We start from the raw sequence: 16170 nt of genomic DNA, 5'->3' as shown, positions 1-16170 counted from the left end.
TGAACTTCACGGTGAGGAGGACGGAGATGCCGGACCGGCTGGAGGCGATCCTGGCGGCGGCGGTGCCCGAGGTGTGCCCCGCCGCGGTGGCGCTGATCGCCGTGGACGGCTGCGTGGCGGCCCAGGCGGCCGCCGGGGAGCTGGTGCGGTACGCGGACGCCGGCGGCACGCTCGCCGCCGGCCGCCCGCCGGCCCGCCGCGACTCGATCTTCGACCTGGCCTCGGTCAGCAAGCTGTTCACCACGACGGTGCTGCTCTCGCTGGCCGAGGAGGGCAGGCTGGACCTCGACGCGCCGGTGACCGCGCACCTGCCGGCCGCCGATCCCCGCATCACCCCCCGCCGCCTGCTCACCCACACGGCTGGCCTGCCGCCGACCCGCCGCATCGACCAGGAGCTGCCGGACGCGGACGCCGGCGCCCGCCTGGCCGCCATGGTCGCCACGCCGTCCGCGCATCCGGTCGGCGGCCCCTACCTCTACAGCGACGTCGGCATGGTCATGGCCGGCCGCCTGGCCGAGCTGACCGGAGGGGCGCCGCTGGACGTGCTGGTACGCGAGCGGGTCACCGGCCCGCTGGGGTTGTCCGACACCGGCTACCGGCCGGGTCCCGAGGTGCTCGGCCGGGTGGCCGCGACCGAGTGGAAGGCCGAGCGTCCAGGGCCCGGGTGCGTGCGGGGCGAGGTGCACGACGAGACCGCGTACGCGCTCGGCGGCGTGGCCGGGCACGCGGGCGTCTTCGCCCCCGCCGGCGACCTGCTGGCCTTCGGTGAGGCGCTGCGGCTGGGCGGCGGGCCGGTGCTGGGGGCGGCGGCCGTGGCGGAGATGACGCGCGACCAGGGCGCCGAGGGCGCGCCGTTCCGTCACGGGCTGGGCGTGCGGATCGGCGATCCAGGCATCGTCGGGCCGCTCAAGGACGCGTACGGCCACTCGGGCTTCACCGGCACCTCCCTGGTGATCGACCCGGCCCGCCACCTCACCGTGGTCCTGCTGACGAACGCCGTGCACCCCGTACGCGGGCGCGAGGGCGTCAGGGAGCTGCGGAACGCGGTGGCGGAGGAGGCGGCCCGCCTGTCCGGCCTCCTGACGTAGCCTGCGAAGTATGAGTGTCCAGCTGAACCACACGATCGTCCCGGCTCGGGACCGGGACGCCACGGCGGACTTCCTCGTCGACGTGCTCGGTCTCGAGCCGGCGCCGGTCTACGGGCCCTTCCGCGTCGTCACGCTCGCCAACGGCGTCTCGCTCGACGTCGTGCAGGCCGGCGATGACGTGCCGGAGCAGCACTACGCGTTCCTGGTGAGCGAGGAGGAGTTCGACCGCATCCGGGGCCGGATCAGGGAGCGCGGGCTGACGTACTGGGCCGATCCGTACCACCGGGAGCCGGGGCGGATCAACACCAACGACGGCGGGCGCGGGCTCTACTGGTCCGACCCCAACGGGCACAATCTGGAGATCATCACCGTGCCCTACGGCGGCGGCTAGGGAGCCAGCGCCTCCAGGGCCTCCTCGGCCCTGCGCATCGCCTCCTCGGGGTCCGCGGCCGGGATGTCCTGATCGAAGTTGAGGTCGTGGAAGACGTCGGTCACGCCGGCCGCGCCCAGGGCCGCCACGTCGCGGCGGATCTTGTCGTACGTGCCCGACAGCGGCCGGTCCTCGTCGGCGGCCCGCACCCGCGTCACCCCGCGCACCACGAAGCGGAACGCGCCGGGGTCGCGCCCGGCCGCCGCCAGCTCCGCCTTGATCATCTCGATCCTGCCGCCGATGGCCGCCAGGTCCTCCCTGCTGGAGCTGACCCACCCGTCGGCCAGCCGGGCCGCCCTGCGCAGCGCGACCTCGGCCGACCCGCCGAGCAGGATCCGCGGCGGCCCCGGCTCCGGCTTGGGGTCGATGTGGGCGGGCGGCACCCGGTAGAAGTCGCCGCTGTGCTGGACCACGTCGTCGCTCCACGCCCGGCGCAGCAGCTCGACGAACTCCTCGCCCCTGCGCCCGCGCCGCTCCATGCCGACGCCGCTCGCCTCGAACTCCTCGGGCAGCCAGCCCAGGCCGATGCCGGCGCTGACCCGGCCGCCGGACAGCGTCTGCAAGGTGGCGAGCTGCTTGGCCAGCAGGATCGGCGGCACGTACGCGTTGATCACCGCGACGCCGAGCCCGATGCGGCTGGTGATGGCCGACACGTGGGACAGCGTGATCAGCGGGTCGTGGACGGCGCGGTAAGTGGGCCCCATGGTGCTGCCGACCGGATAGAGCAGCCGCTGGAACGTCCACAGCTCCGCGTAGCCGAGCTCCTCGGCCCGGACGGCGGCACGGCGCATGTGCCCGGGTGTGGCCCACGGCCCTGACACGGGTACGGCGAAACCGATTCTCATGCGCCCAGTGTTCCCTACGCCGCCGCCGGGAGCCGCGCCACCTGCGGACGAAATAGGCTGTACGGGTGGGTCTCGAGGAGGAGCTGGCGGGCATCGCCGCCGCGTACGGCGGCACCGGCACGCCCGTGTGGCACCCGACGCGCACCGACGTGAAGGTGTTACGGCTGGGCGAGGTCGTGGTGAAGGCCCACTCGGCGCGCGACGACGCCGAGTCGCTGCGGCCACGGCTGCGCGCCACCGCGTCGGCCGCGGTGAGCGGCGTGATGCTGGCCCCGCTGGTGCCCGAGGTGCTGTCGGCGGCGGGGCGCGCGGTCACGGTGTGGCCGGCCGGGCGGCCGATCTCGCAGGACGACGACCCGGGCGCGGCCCCCTGGGAGGAGGGCGCCCGGCTGCTGGCCCGGCTGCACGCGGTGCCGCTGACGTTCCTGCCGGCGCTGCCGCCCGCCGGAGGCCCGGCCAGGGCGGCCCGCGCGGTCGATCGCATGCCGGGTGACGGGCCGGTCGAGCAGCTGATCAGGCGGGCGTTCAAGGAACTGCCCGAGCCGCCGCCACTGCCCGGTCTGCTGACGCACGGCGACTGGCATCTCGGCCAGCTCGTCCACCGAGACAGGTGGCTGCTCATCGACGTCGACGACCTGGGCGTGGGCGACCCGGCGTGGGACCTCGCGCGGCCCGCCGCCTGGTACGCGGCCGGCCTGCTCGAACCGGCCGTGTGGGAGCGGTTCCTCGGCGCCTACCTCGCCTCCGGCGGGCCCGCCCTGGGCCCTGGCGACGACCCGTGGCGGTGGCTCGACGTGCCGGCCAGGGCGCTGACCGTGCAGCTCGCGGCAGTGGCGGTGGTCAACGCGGGCCGCGAGGGCCGGGAACTCGACGAGGTCGAACATTCGTTAGTCGAGGCGTGCAACAGAATCGTCAGGGCGTGACGGCGTTGCGCGCGGTAGGTTTCAACCCAGAGACCTCGAAGTCAAGGAGAGCGACTTAGATGCAGTGCCCCAAGTGCCGCGGGAACATGCGGACTTACGAGCGCAACGGCGTCCACATCGAGCAGTGCGACAACTGCCGGGGTATCTTCCTCGACTATGGCGAGCTCGAGACGCTGACCCGGATGGAGACGCAGTACCACGCGGCTCCCCCGCCTCCTCCTCCGGCGGCTCCCGGGCCGGCCTGGGGAGCCCCCCACCACGGCGGCCACCACTACGGCCACCACCGTCAGCGCAGCTGGGTGGGCATGCTCTTCTCCACCTGATCCTCTTGAGGCCGCGCCCCGCCAGGGAGCGCGGCCTTTCCCGTCGCCGGGCCTCGTCTGCCGGGCCTCGTCTGCCGGGCCTCGTCTGCCGGGCCTCGTCTGCCGGGCCTCGTCTGCCGGGCCTCGTCTGCCGGGCCTCGTCTGCCGGGCCTCGTCGCGGCTCTAGCCCGGGAAGTCCTCGGGGTCCACCGGCGCGGTGCGGGCGTTGCCGCCGCTGATCGTGTGCAGCGTGAGCCGCCAGTCGTGCCAGAGGATCTGCGTCGCCGTGTACGTCGTCTTGAACTTCACGGTCTTCTCGAAGCGTTCGAAGCTGCAGTCGCGGGTGAAGGCGCCGGACCTGCCGTCCCAGTCGGTGCCGTGCGTGAAGTAGATCTTGTAGTTGCCGTCGCGCACGCCCTTGACCTTGAACGTCGCCTTCCTGCGCACGTACACGCTGAACACCTTGCTGCCGCCCCTGAGCGCGGTCACCACCGCGTCGAGGCTGCCGCCGTTGTCGATCTCCAGCGAGCTGCGGCCGTCGAGCGTGCCGCCCTTCTTGACGAACGCGCCGTTGCGCAGCCGCCGCGTACGCCGCTCGCCCGCCTTGACCGTCACCACGTCGGCCGGGTAGTCGCCGGCGGTCTGCAGGGCGCGGCCCGCCCTGTCGAGCGCGGTCAGCTTGTCGCCGAGGTCGGTCAGCACCGCCGACGGGGTGCACAGGTCGCGGGAGCCGACCTTGCCCGCCGTCGAGCCGAGGCCGGTGGCGACCTCGCGCAGGCTGGCGACGTACGCCTCGTGCTGGGCGCGTACGGCGTCGGGCGGGGTGAGGGCGGACAGCGCCTCGACGGCGCCGCTCAGCGCCTCCTCGGCCCGTCCCACCCGCGTGTCGAGCGCCTTGACGCCGCGTGCCTTGGTGAGGCCGCTGATCGCGTCGGTCATCGCCTTGCGCCGGCTCTCCAGCTCGCCCTTGTACGCCTCGGGCGTCAGCGCGGCCGAGGTCTCCTTGCCGTCGGTGGCAGGGGCGGTGCCCTCGCCGCCCGCGACGCCGCTCACCTTCGACTCGCCCCCGGTGGGTGACTCACCGGCCGCTGAGCACGCGCCGAGCGTGGTGAGGGTCGCCAGAGCGAGAACGGAGGAGATCAACCGGGGTGTAACCACCTGCCACACTATCTCCGGGTTGATCCCCCACCGTCAATTCACGATTCCGACAGTCCCTCCTCCCGGTCCTGCCGCAGCCATCGGGTGATCCCGAGCGTCTCCAGGAACGGCAGGTCGTGGCTGGCCACGATCAGTGCGCCCCGGTACGCCGCCAGCGCCTCGGCCAGCTGCCGGACGCTGGCCAGGTCGAGGTTGTTGGTCGGCTCGTCGAGCAGCAGGAGCTGCGGCGGCGGCTCGGCCGACAGCAGCGCGGCCAGCGTCGCGCGGAAGCGCTCGCCGCCCGACAACGTGCCCGCCCGCCGCTCAGCCCGCTCCCCGCGGAACAGGAAGCGCGCCAGGCGGGCGCGCACCTCGTTGACCGACGCCGACGGCGCCACGGTCCTGACGTTGTCCACCACGCTCAGCCCGTCGTCCAGCAGGTCGAGCCGCTGCGGCAGGTAGCGGACGGGCACGTGGGCGCCGTGCGCGAGTATGCGCTTGAGCAAGGTGGTCTTGCCCGACCCGTTCGGCCCGAGCAACGCGATCCGCTCCGGCCCCCGCACGACCAGCGTCTCCACCACGCTCCTCCGCTCCTGCCGGGTGGCACCCGCACCCTCCTGCTCCGGCGCCTCCAGCTCCCGCTTCCGCTGGACCGGCGTTTCGCGGTCCGGCACCTCCCCCTCTCGCGGGGCGGGTGGGCCGAGCGGGAGGGTCAGGACCACGCGGCCCTGGGGGACCTCCGTGCCGGGGAGTTCGATGCGGATCTCGGCGTCGTCGCGGACCGCCTGCTCCGCCTCGGCCAGCCGCTCGCGGGCCCCGGCGAGCCGCTCCTCGTGGAGTGCGCGCTGCTTGCCCGCGGTGACCTGGGCCTTGCGTTTGAGCGCGCCGGCCGTGAGCTTGTCGACCTTGTTGGTCGCGAAGGCCTTCCTGCCGACCCTGGCGCTGCGCTCCAGCCTGGTCCGCGTCTCGACCAGCTCGCGCTGCTGACGGCGCACCTCGCCCTCCGCCGTGCGCACGACGCGCTCGGCCGTCTCCTGCTCGGCGGCGACCTGCTCCTCGTACGCGCTCAGATTCCCCCCGTACAGACGGACGGCGCCGTCGCGCAGCTCGGCGATCTGGTCGGCCAGCTCCAGCAGCGCCCGATCGTGGCTGACGACGAGCAGCACGCCCTGCCAGGTCTCGACGGCGGCGTAGAGCCGCTGCCTGGCCGCCAGGTCGAGGTTGTTGGTCGGCTCGTCGAGCAGCAGCACGTCGGGCCGCTTGAGCAGCTGCGCGGCGAGCGCGACCATGACGGCCTCGCCGCCGGACAGCGTGCCGACCGTGCGGTCGAGCCCGACGTGGGCGAGCCCGAGCCGGTCGAGCTCGGCACGGGCGCGCTCCTCGACGTCCCAGTCGTCGCCGACGGCGGCGAAGTGCTCGTCCGCCACGTCGCCGCGCTCGATGGCGTGCAGCGCGGCCCGCGTACGGGTGATCTCCAGCAGGTCCGACACGGTACGCCCGGCCCGCAGCGGCACGGTCTGCGGCAGGTGGCCGACCACGCCCGCCACGGTCACGGACCCCGTACGCGGGGTCAGCTCACCGGCGATGATCCGCAGCAGTGTGGACTTGCCCGACCCGTTGCCCCCGATCAGCCCGGTACGCCCGGCGGGGAAGGCCGCGTCGATCCCGTTGAGCTGGCTGGTGCCGTCCGGCCAGGAGAAGGACACATGGTCCACGACAATCGAATACGCCATGAAGCGGCTCCCATCACAAAAGTCGAAATTTCGCGACTTGAGCGGGAATCACCGCATACGCACGCGCCTACGAGGGAGCTCGGAGCAGAGCCCATCGGCCTGAAGGGGACGAGGAGCCGTCAGAGGTCCAGGAGACGCGCGAGCCTCTGGCGTGGCCCGGATCGGGCGTGCACGGCAGGGCGGAACGGCGCGGTGCCCGCGACCTCAGATCCTCACGTCGGCTGCCCCCACGGATCGGCGATGAGACGGTCGGGAGCATACGTCACGCCCCACGGCATGGCAAGAACCATCGACTGGAGCGCCACCGCCGCCTTAGAGTCGGGCCATCACCCCCCAGGAGGTCAGGCATGTCCAGCATTCCCTCCCTGCTCCGCGACCGGATCGCGGCCACCCCCGACGCCGAGGCGTACCGCGTGCCCTCGGACGACGGGTGGACCTCGTTGTCATGGCGCGAGGTGGGCGACCGGGTGCGCGGGCTGGCCCTCGGCCTGGCGCAGCTCGGCTCGGGCCCCGGCACCCGCGTGTCCATCCTCTGCTCGACCCGCCTCGAATGGATCCTGTGCGATCTCGCCGTGCTGGCGACCGGAGCGGCCACGACCACGATCTACCCGTCCAACACCGCGGCGGAGTCCGCGTTCATCATCAACGACTCCGGCAGCACGATCGTCGTCGCCGAGAACGACGACCAGGTCGCCAAGCTGAGGTCGGTGCAGAAGGAGCTGCCCGACGTCACGCACGTGATCGTCATCGACGGCGCGGCCGGCGACGACGACTGGGTGATCCCGCTCGCCTCGGTCACTGCGAGCGAGGGCGACTACGACGCCATGGTGGACGCCATCGCCCAGGACTCCCTGGCCACGCTCATCTACACCTCCGGCACCACCGGCCGCCCCAAGGGCGTCGAGCTGACCCACGACAACTGGCTCTACACCGCCGAGGCGGTCCGCGAGGTCGGCCTCATCTCCCCCGACGACCTGCACTTCCTGTGGCTGCCGCTGTCGCACTCGTTCGGCAAGTTGCTGGAGGTGGTGATGATCGGGCAGGGCGTGCCGACCGCGATCGACGGCCGCCTCGACAAGATCGCCGAGAACCTCGGCGTGCTGCGGCCGACCGTGATGGCCGCCGCGCCGCGCATCTTCGAGAAGATCCACAACACGGTCGTGGCGAACATGCGCAACGACGGCGGGCTCAAGCTGCGCATCTTCGAGTGGGCGCGCAGGACCGGCATCAGGGTGAGCAGGGCCCGCCAGCGCGGCGTGCCGGTGCCCGTGACCACCCGGGCCGAGTACGCGCTCGCCGACCGGCTGGTCTTCGCCAAGCTGCGCGAGCGGTTCGGCGGCCGGATCCGCTTCTTCATCTCGGGCGCGGCCCCGCTGTCGCAGGACATCGCCGAGTTCTTCGACGCGGCCGGCCTGACCATCCTCGAGGGGTACGGGCTGACGGAGTCGTCGGCCGGCACCTTCCTCAACCGGCCGGAGTCGGTCAGGTTCGGCACGGTCGGGCTGCCGTTCCCCGGCACCGAGGTGCGCATCGCCGACGACGGCGAGATCCTCATCAAGGGGCGCGGCATCATGCGCGGCTACCACGGCCTGCCCGGGGAGACGGCCGAGGCGCTGGAGGACGGCTGGCTGCACACCGGCGACATCGGCGAGGTGGACGAGGCCGGGCGGCTGCGCATCACCGACCGCAAGAAGGAGCTGATCAAGACCTCGGGCGGCAAGTACGTCGCCCCGACCTACCTGGAGGGCCGGATCAAGGCGGCCTGCCCGTACGTGTCGCACGTGTTCGTGCACGGCGACCGCCGCAACTACGTCACCTGCCTGGTCACCCTCGACATGGAGGTGGTCAAGCCGTGGGCCGAGGCGGAGTCGCTGCCCCTCGACCCCGAGGAGCTGCGCGAGCACCCGCGCGTGCGCGCCGAGGTCGAGAAGGCGATCGAGCAGGTCAACGCGGGCGAGGCCAGCTACGCCACGGTCAAGAAGTTCGCGATCCTGGCGAGCGACTTCACGGTGGAGACGGGTGAGCTGACCCCCAGCCTCAAGATCAAGCGCAAGGCCGTCGAGGAGCGCCACGGCGGCGTCCTCGACGCCTTCTACAGCTGACGCCTGAGTGCTGCCGGGCTCGGGAAGGGACTCAGAGCACCCGCTCGGCGCCCGGCAGCGACCGCACCAGATAGGCCAGCCCCCAGCACAGCGGCAGCGCGAGCACCAGCATGATCGCGAACTTGACGATCGCGATCGCCTGGATCCAGCTCAGCGCGTGGCCGAGTCCGACCAGCACGAGCGGGTGCAGGATGTAGACGGTGAAGGCGTGCTGGGCGAGGAAGCGCCCGCGCGGCCCCTGGGTGCCGAACCGCTCCCTGAACAGCACGGTCAGCCCGATGATCATGCTGACGGCGAAGACCGACTCCCACAGCGCGGTCAGCGTGCCGGACACGAGGCCGGTGGTCACCAGCGAGGCGGGCAGCACGGTCGCGCTCGCAGCGGCGGCCGTGAGCAGCCCGATCCGGCCGGCCCGCGCGGGCAGCGAGGCGAACCAGCCGCGCCGCCAGGCCACGCATCCGGCCGCGAACATGGCGACGTACTGCGGCAGGAAGCTGACCGACGGCAGCCCGATCACGGGGAGGTACGTGCCGGTCGGCACCGGGATCCGCCACAGGGCCGTCACGGCCGCGAGCCCGAGCGTGAACAGCACGACCTGCCGGGTGCGCAGCGGGACGTCCGCACGCTCCGGCGCCGGCCTGCGGGCCCGCCAGGCGGCGTAGACCAGCGCGAAGACGATCAGCACCTCGGCGAACCACATCGGGCCCGGGTCCCAGGAGAACAGGTAGAACTGCCAGTAGGGCATGCCGGGCAGGTCCGCCAGCGCGCCGAAGTTCACCATCGGGCGCAGCACCACGAGGAAGGCGAGCAGCGGGACACCGAGCCTGATCAGCCGGTCGCGCACGAACGCGCGCCCGCCCTTGCGCCCGTGGGAGCCCGGCGTGAAGAAGCCGGAGATGAGGAAGAAGAAGCCCATGAAGAACGCCTGGTTGAAGACCACCAGCAGGTCCAGCAGGCCGCCTGAGGGGTCGCGGGCCGGCTCCAGGTAGAACCAGACGGGGATGTTGCCGTACGTGATGGCGACGTGGTGGGCGACCACCAGCACGGTCAGCACGACGCGCAGGTTGTCGACGGCGTGCAGCCTGGTGGTCCTGGTGGCGGGGGCGGCGGTCTCTGTCGTCATGCGCGGCAGGCCCTTTCGAAAAGGTCGGCGAGCTCGTTGGCGTGGGCGTCGAGGTCGTGGCCGGGGTGGGCGGCCCAGTAGGCGAACATGCTGTCGATGGCGGCCGACTGCGTGACGGCCATGACCCGGGTGTCGAAGCTCCTGAACTCGCCGCTCTCCTGGCCCATCCGGTAGAAGTACTCGAACGCCTGGTAGATCGGCTCGCTGGTGTGCACGCCGTAGCGGGGCTGCCCGTCGGCTCCCCTGAAGTTGTTGAAGATCTCCCCGAGGGCCGCGAGCTGGGTGCGATGGCCGCGCATGTGCTCGGCCACGGCCAGCACGTACGTCCTGAGCAGCTCGCTCGCCGTGGTGCGGCCCTCCATCCTGGCCGCGACGTGCTCGGCGATGCGTCCGTAGGTCCGCTCGACCACCTCTTCCATCAGCTCGTCCTTGCCGGCGAAGTGGTAGGAGATCACTCCCTTGCTGATGCCGGCGTGCTTGGCGATCCGGGCGAGCGACGCCTGGCCGTAGCCGGCCTCGGCGATCACCTCGATGGCCGAGGCCACGATCTGCGCCCGCCTGGCCTCCTCGATGAACGAGCGAGACTTCTGGCCGCCCGGCTCATTTTCTGACCGCATGGCCAAAATTTAACACACGCGGCCAGAAAGCACGACGACCCCCCGCGTCCGCGGGGGGTCGTCCATCGGGATGACTAGGACTCGAGCCGGCTCGTGTAGACCGCCCTGGCCTGCTGCAACAGCGACATGTGGTCGCCGAACTGGTACGGGCTGGCCAGCCGCCCGTGCTGGCGGATGAGCTGCTCCAGCAGATCGAGCCACTCCAGGCACCACAGCACGTCCTCGCGCCTGGCCACCGGCCGGCCGTCCACGTCCAGGTAGACGGGGCTGGTCAGCGCGTAGCCGGTGGCGGTCAGCGTGCGCGGATGCGGCGCGCACAGGACCTCGGCCACCACGTACGTGGGCGCGTCCAGCGTCAGCTCGGCCGTCACGGTCAGCAGCTCGTCGCCGCAGTCGCGGCCGTCGGGGGCCAGGCGCTCGGCCCCCGCGCACAGGCCGTCGGCGGTGCGGATGCGGATCGCCACCGCCTCGGGCCCGACGGTGGCGGCCGTGACGCTGATGCGGTCGCCCGCGGTGGCGTGGATGACGTGGCCGGGGCCGTGGCCGTTCACGCTCAGCTCCAGCCAGGGGCCGGTGGTGGCGAACGTGCGGCCCGCGCGTACGGCGGCGGCGAACGAGCGCGCCGTCAGCTCCCCCTCGACCTGCGCGTAGACGCGGGCCCAGCCGGGCGGGTTCGACTGGGTGTCGGAACGGGTGAAGGAGATCATCGCGTCGGTGCCCGCGGTGACGGCCAGCCGGTTGCCCGCCCCGATCAGCCGCCGGTAGACCGCCGCCGTGGCCGGGATGGAGGCGTGGGTGAGCACGTCGAGGCTGTCCACCAGCCCGAGCGCGGCGTCGGCGACCAGCTCGCGGGCGGCGCAGTTGCGCGGCACCGGCGACACCACGCCCGTGGGCGGGTCGCCGTCGCCGATCGGGGTGCGGAAGGGGTGGCTGTAGCCGACAAGGGCGCCGAGTCCGCGCAGCTCGCGCAGCCCGTCGGCGTTCGGCGGCCAGTCGGCGTCGCCGTCGAAGCCCGTGTGGTAGCGGCCGGGGGCCGAGCGCGGCGCGAAGGCGTAGACGTGGCCGAGCAGGTCGTTGCGGTATTCGACGCCCATCCTGGCCACGTGGGCGCCGTCGGACCAGGGCAGGTCGCGGCCCGTCCAGTGTTCGAGCGCCTCCCTGTCGTAGACCCGGCGGCCCGAGACGTTGCCCGCCAGCAGGTTGAGCACGTGGAGGTCCTCGCCGTGCTGGGCGGCGGCCGCGTCGGCGGGCACGGCCACCAGGTCGCCCGCCCAGTTGAGGTGGACGTGCAGGTCACCGCCGTACCAGCCGCGGGCGGCGGCGTCGTACAGGCGGTCCGGGGTCAGCTCGACGAGCCGCTCGGCCCCTGGGTCGGGGGTGAGGGCGAGCTCGCGTTCGCCGTACTCCATGCCCCTGGCCGCCCGCACGGTCAGCGGCAGGCTGGGGACCTCGACGACGAGGTCGTCGCCGTGGAAGTAGGGGCGGCCGTGGTAGTCGTAGCGGTGCGGCACGCCGGAGGGGAACCAGCCACTGCCGTCCTGGTCCACGACGCTCCACCGGCACGGCGTGCCCGCCGACAGCCGCAGCCTGGCCGCGGGCACGTGGCGTACGAGCGTGTCGAGCCTGACGCGCTCGCCGTCCACCAGGATCGTGCTGTCCTCGTCCACCTCCACCAGCCAGGCTCCGTGCGGCGCCAGCACCCGGCCGGTGCCGTCGACGGTGACCTGGCAGGGCTCCTCGCGCTTGGAGTCGAACAGCAGCGAGATCCGCTCGGCGCCGCGGCCGGGCAGCCCCGCCGTGCGCGCCTCCTGCCAGGGCGCGGCGGACCCGCCGTGCTCGGGCGCCTGCGCCTCCCCCGGCTCCACCACGAACGGCACCCGGCCGCGCACCTGGCCGTTCCTGCCTCCGCCCGCAAGCGACTCCTGCGTGCCGATCAGCACCGTACGCGGCGCGCCCTCCAGCACCGCGCCGCCCTGCTTGATGCGGACGGCGACGAGGTGGCCGGGCAGCTCACCGTCGAGGGTGTCGCGCAGGACGCGGTCGTAGTCGGGCTCGGCGAGCCGGGCGGCGAGCCGGTCGTGCGGCTCGTCCGGGTGGTCGGCCGCGACGGCCTGGAGGACCAGGGACCAGAAGCGGTCGAAGAGCGCGGGCGGCAGGACCCTCCGCCGGGCGAAGAACTTCACGTAATGGATCTCCGGTTCTCCCCAGGTGATGCCGTGTCGGTCGAGGAGGCGGCCGTACTCCTCGAGCTCGTCGGTCACCCTTCCGGGCAGCATCGATTCCGCACCCATGTGCGCCTCCCCCACGTCGGTTGGGCGCCATCGTGGCATGGATCACAGGGCGGTCTCGCCGGGCCGGAGCGGGGCGGAGGGGGAATCCTCATCCCCGGGAGAGGTATCTCCACCTGCGGGGTTCCGATGCTGCTCCGCCCCCCGGTTCAGGATCGGGTGAATGCGGACAGAATGCGTTCCGCCGCCAGCGCGGGCGTCAGCTCGCCCGCCAGCACCTCGCGCTCGACCGCCGCGCTGATCTCCGCCACCCGGGGGTCGGCGCGCAGCTCGGCCAGCAGCCGGTCCCTGACCAGGGTCCAGGTCCAGCCCACCTGCTGGCGGCGGCGCTTGGCGGCGAGGTCGAGGCCCTCCTGGTGGGCGAGCACCTTGGCCCAGACCTCGTCCAGCCCGTCTCCGGTCAGGGCGCTGCAGGTCAGGACCGGGGGCGGGGGCGCGTCGGAGCGCAGCATGCGCAGCGCGCCCCCCAGCTCGCGGGCGGCCTTGCGCGCGGGCAGCTCGTACTCGCCGTCGGCCTTGTTGACCGCGATGACGTCGGCGAGCTCCAGCACGCCCTTCTTGATGCCCTGGAGCTGGTCGCCGGTGCGGGCCAGGGTGAGCAGCAGGAACGTGTCCACCATGTCGGCCACCGCGGTCTCCGACTGCCCGACCCCCACGGTCTCCACCACGACGACGTCGAAGCCGGCCGCCTCCACCACGACCATGGCCTCCCTGGTGGCCTTCGTGACGCCCCCGAGCGTGCCCGAGGTGGGCGAGGGCCTGATGAAGGCGGCGGGGTCGGCCGCCAGGCGGGACATGCGGGTCTTGTCGCCGAGGATGCTGCCGCCCGTCCTGGTGGAGGACGGGTCCACGGCCAGGACGGCCACCTTGTGCCCCTGCCCGGTCAGCCGGGTGCCGAGGGCGTCGATGAACGTGGACTTGCCGACCCCCGGCACGCCGGAGACGCCGACCCTGCGGGCGTGCCCGGTGAGCGGGGTCAGCTCGACGAGCAGCCGTTGCGCGAGCGCGTTGTGGTCGGGTCTGGTCGACTCCACCAAGGTGATCGCGCGGGCGATCCAGGTGCGCGAACCGGCCCGTACGCCGCGGGCGTAGTCCTCCAGCGAATGCACCCCACTTACCCCTTTCTTCGCAGTTGATCAGCTTAACTTCTGACAAATCTTGACTTTTGCCAGTAGGGTGCTGGAGTTCTGATCTCAGCCGTCACAGGAGTCACTCCCCTCATGCCCAATGTCGAACCCCTCCGCGAGGGCGACCCGGCAGCGGTGGGACCCTACCGGCTGGTCGGGCGCCTCGGCGCGGGCGGCCACGGTGTCGTCTACCTCGGTCAGGCACGCAACGGAACCCCGGTCGCCGTGAAGGTGCTGCGCGAGGGGCTCACCGTGGACGACCGCGCGGACGACCGCCTGGCCGCGGCCATCGCCGCCGCGCGCACGGTCGAGCCGTTCTGCCTCGCGCGGGTGCTCGACGCCTCGACCAGCGGCAGGGCGTACATCGTGGCCGAGTACGTGGACGGGCCCTCGCTGCAGCAGGCCGGCCGGCGCGGCGGCGCGGAGCTGCAGCGGCTCGCCGTGGCCACCGCGACCGCGCTCGACGCCATCCACCAGGCCGGCGTCGTGCACGGCGACCTCACGCCGTCCAACGTGCTGCTCGGCCCAGACGGGGCCAAGGTCGTGGACTTCGGCATCGCCGCGGCGCTCGGCTCGGGCATGAAGGCCACCAGCAACATCGTGGGGACCCCCGCGTACATGGCGCCCGAGCAGCTCGCCGGGCGGCCCGTGGGGGCGGCGGCCGACGTGTTCTCGTGGGCGTCCGTCCTGGTGTTCGCGGCCACCGGCGTGCCGCCCTTCGGCGACGACGCGCTGCCCGCCGTGATCAACCGCATCCTGCGGGAGGAGCCGCAGCTCGGCGAGCTGGGCCGGCCGCTGCGCGAGATCGTCGCCGCCTGCCTGGTCAAGGACCCGGGGGCGCGGCCGTCGATGCGTGACGTGCTGCTGGAGCTGACGGCGCCCTCGCGGCGCACCCTGGCCCCGCACGCGGCCCCCGACGCCTACGACACGCCGGACAGGCAGGGCGTGCCCCCGATGCCCCGCCGCCGCCCCGCCGAGGCGACGACCCGCGACTTCGGCCCCACCCAAGACGCCACCTCCGGCGACCCCCACGACGGCGGTCATCCCCGCGACGCGCACGGCGGCGCGCATCCGCACGACCTGCGCGGGCGGGCTCGTCCGCACGACGCTCATGGTGACGTGCGCGGTGACCTGCGCGGGCGTGACGAACACCAGCGGGCCGAGCCGGGCGGGCACGACATCAGCGGGCAGAACGGGCAGACGGCCGCGTCGTTGCAGGCCCTGTTCGACATGTCGTCCACGGTGGAGCCGTCCTCCGGTGAGCGGGAGCGGCGCGGAGCGGGCATGCCGCTGGGCGCCCCCGTCGCGTTCGACCTACCGCCCGCCTCGCGCACGGCCGACGGCCACACCTCGGCGGGCGGCCCCGCCGGAGCGGGGGCGAGCGGGTTCGAGCCCGGCGTCGCAGGCGCACGCTCCGGGTTCGAGGACCGGGCGGCGGGGCTCGGCGCCGCGGAGGCCGGACACGGCGCTGCGGCGAGCGGGAGCGGCACCGCGGAAGCCGGACACGGCGCTGCGGCGGACGGGTTCGGTGCCGTCGCCGGCGGATTCGGCGGCGACGGCGGATTCGGCAGCGGCGGCGGATTCGGCAGCGGCGGTGGCGACGGCGGGATCGGCGGTGCCGAGGGCGGTGGGCGGGCCGCGGCCGGCGGGCAGGCGAGCGGGAAGGGCGCGGGTAAGGCGGGCAAGCCGTCGCGGCGGCGGCGGGTCAAGACCGTGGCCGTCGCGGGCGTCTCCGGCGTGTCCGTGTGCGCGCTGGCCGGCGCGATCGTCTGGCTCACCCCGACGGAGCCGACCCCCAAGACGGGAGAGGTGCCCGCGAGCAGCGGCACCCCCACGACACCGGCGGCCACGCCATCGGCCACCGCACCGGCCGACCCGTCGCCCGACCCATCGTCCGACCAGGCCAGGAGCCAGCGCCCCACCCCGCAGGCGGACGGCACCGCGACCACCGTCCCGGCCGACGACCGCACGACCAGCACCACCTCGGGCGCGAACCGGCTCCGCCTCCTCTACGTGCGCCCGGGCGGCACCAGGAGCGGCGACTGCTGGTCGGGCGGCCAGGTGACGCTCCAGGCCCTGGTGCGGCGTACCGGCACCGCGACCACCTTCACCTACGCCTGGCTCGTGGACGGCACGTCGATCGCCCGCTCCTCGGCGGTGATCTCGGCGAACGGCGAACGCTACCTCGCCGCACCCCGCACCCTGCGCAGCACCGGCGGCGTCCACCGCGTCACCCTGCGCATCACGGCCCCGGTCACCGTCGAACGCACGGTCTCGGTCCCCATGTGCGAACAGGGCACCTACTGACCCTCCCGACCGACCCGACACACCTCCCGAGCGGCCCGGGTCCCGCAGCTCCCCTGCGGGACCCGGGCCCGCAGCTTCCGCGCCACCCGGCCCCGCGCGCCTCCCGACACGGGCAGGATGAGCGGACCCGTCGGGTTGCTCGGGTTCG

Annotated in this window: 13 protein-coding genes; 6 read left to right on the top strand and 7 right to left on the bottom strand. The window is 73.3% G+C overall.

Going from position 1 to position 16170, the window contains the following annotated elements; genetic code table 11:
* The first annotated feature begins 26 nt into the window (after positions 1–26).
* Together AB0K18_RS15775 and AB0K18_RS15770 are read left to right on the top strand one after the other, a co-directional pair.
* Positions 27–1088: a serine hydrolase domain-containing protein gene (locus AB0K18_RS15775; protein ID WP_364914712.1), complete on the top strand. Its 1062-nt coding sequence runs from the start codon at positions 27–29 to the stop codon at positions 1086–1088.
* 10 nt (positions 1089–1098) lie between these two features.
* Positions 1099–1479 (top strand): VOC family protein, encoded by a 381-nt coding sequence (locus tag AB0K18_RS15770; RefSeq protein WP_364914711.1) that lies wholly within the window; start codon positions 1099–1101, stop codon positions 1477–1479.
* On the opposite strand, the gene AB0K18_RS15765 is transcribed toward AB0K18_RS15770, so the two are convergent.
* Positions 1476–2363: a TIGR03619 family F420-dependent LLM class oxidoreductase gene (locus AB0K18_RS15765; RefSeq protein ID WP_364914710.1), complete on the bottom strand. Its 888-nt coding sequence runs from the start codon at positions 2361–2363 to the stop codon at positions 1476–1478. The two genes, AB0K18_RS15770 and AB0K18_RS15765, sit on opposite strands and share 4 nt — an antisense overlap.
* Positions 2364–2428: 65 nt before the next feature.
* Here AB0K18_RS15765 and AB0K18_RS15760 point away from each other — a divergent pair, with 65 nt between their 5' ends.
* On the top strand, positions 2429–3286 hold the full coding sequence (locus AB0K18_RS15760) for a phosphotransferase (RefSeq protein ID WP_364914709.1): 858 nt from the start codon (positions 2429–2431) through the stop codon (positions 3284–3286).
* Between the two features lie 59 nt (positions 3287–3345).
* The gene (locus tag AB0K18_RS15755) at positions 3346–3609 is read left to right on the top strand and encodes a zf-TFIIB domain-containing protein (RefSeq protein WP_364914708.1); all 264 of its coding nucleotides are present in this window, start codon (positions 3346–3348) and stop codon (positions 3607–3609) included.
* Between the two features lie 162 nt (positions 3610–3771).
* On the opposite strand, the gene AB0K18_RS15750 is transcribed toward AB0K18_RS15755, so the two are convergent.
* On the bottom strand, positions 3772–4746 hold the full coding sequence (locus AB0K18_RS15750) for a hypothetical protein (RefSeq protein ID WP_364914707.1): 975 nt from the start codon (positions 4744–4746) through the stop codon (positions 3772–3774).
* A 38-nt stretch (positions 4747–4784) separates the two neighbouring features.
* Positions 4785–6458: an ABC-F family ATP-binding cassette domain-containing protein gene (locus AB0K18_RS15745; RefSeq protein WP_364914706.1), complete on the bottom strand. Its 1674-nt coding sequence runs from the start codon at positions 6456–6458 to the stop codon at positions 4785–4787.
* A 347-nt stretch (positions 6459–6805) separates the two neighbouring features.
* Between AB0K18_RS15745 and AB0K18_RS15740 the strand changes: the two genes are divergently transcribed.
* A complete protein-coding gene (locus AB0K18_RS15740; RefSeq protein WP_364914705.1) occupies positions 6806–8560 on the top strand; it encodes a long-chain fatty acid--CoA ligase in 1755 nt (584 codons plus the stop codon).
* Between the two features lie 31 nt (positions 8561–8591).
* Here the strand turns inward: AB0K18_RS15740 and AB0K18_RS15735 are convergent, their stop codons facing one another.
* The 4 genes from AB0K18_RS15735 to meaB all read right to left on the bottom strand — a co-directional run bounded on the left by AB0K18_RS15735 (position 8592) and on the right by meaB (position 13697).
* Positions 8592–9683: an acyltransferase family protein gene (locus AB0K18_RS15735; protein WP_364914704.1), complete on the bottom strand. Its 1092-nt coding sequence runs from the start codon at positions 9681–9683 to the stop codon at positions 8592–8594.
* A complete protein-coding gene (locus AB0K18_RS15730; RefSeq protein ID WP_364914703.1) occupies positions 9680–10300 on the bottom strand; it encodes a TetR/AcrR family transcriptional regulator in 621 nt (206 codons plus the stop codon). The genes AB0K18_RS15735 and AB0K18_RS15730 overlap by 4 nt, the downstream gene beginning before the upstream one ends.
* Before the next feature lie 74 nt (positions 10301–10374).
* Positions 10375–12591 carry a CehA/McbA family metallohydrolase gene (locus tag AB0K18_RS15725; protein WP_364914702.1) on the bottom strand — a complete coding sequence of 739 codons (2217 nt, stop codon included), beginning with the start codon at positions 12589–12591 and terminating at the stop codon, positions 10375–10377.
* A gap of 146 nt (positions 12592–12737) precedes the next feature.
* Positions 12738–13697 (bottom strand): methylmalonyl Co-A mutase-associated GTPase MeaB, encoded by a 960-nt coding sequence (meaB, locus tag AB0K18_RS15720; RefSeq protein ID WP_364914701.1) that lies wholly within the window; start codon positions 13695–13697, stop codon positions 12738–12740.
* Positions 13698–13808: 111 nt separating this feature from the next.
* Here meaB and AB0K18_RS15715 point away from each other — a divergent pair, with 111 nt between their 5' ends.
* A complete protein-coding gene (locus AB0K18_RS15715) occupies positions 13809–16022 on the top strand; it encodes a serine/threonine-protein kinase (protein ID WP_364914700.1) in 2214 nt (737 codons plus the stop codon).
* Positions 16023–16170 lie beyond the last annotated feature (148 nt).

The organism is Nonomuraea sp. NPDC049421 (assembly GCF_040677005.1).
GTDB lineage: Bacteria > Actinomycetota > Actinomycetes > Streptosporangiales > Streptosporangiaceae > Nonomuraea > Nonomuraea salmonea.
The sequence above is the reverse complement of the archived record's forward strand: the minus strand, read 5'-3'. Positions and strand labels throughout refer to the sequence as shown.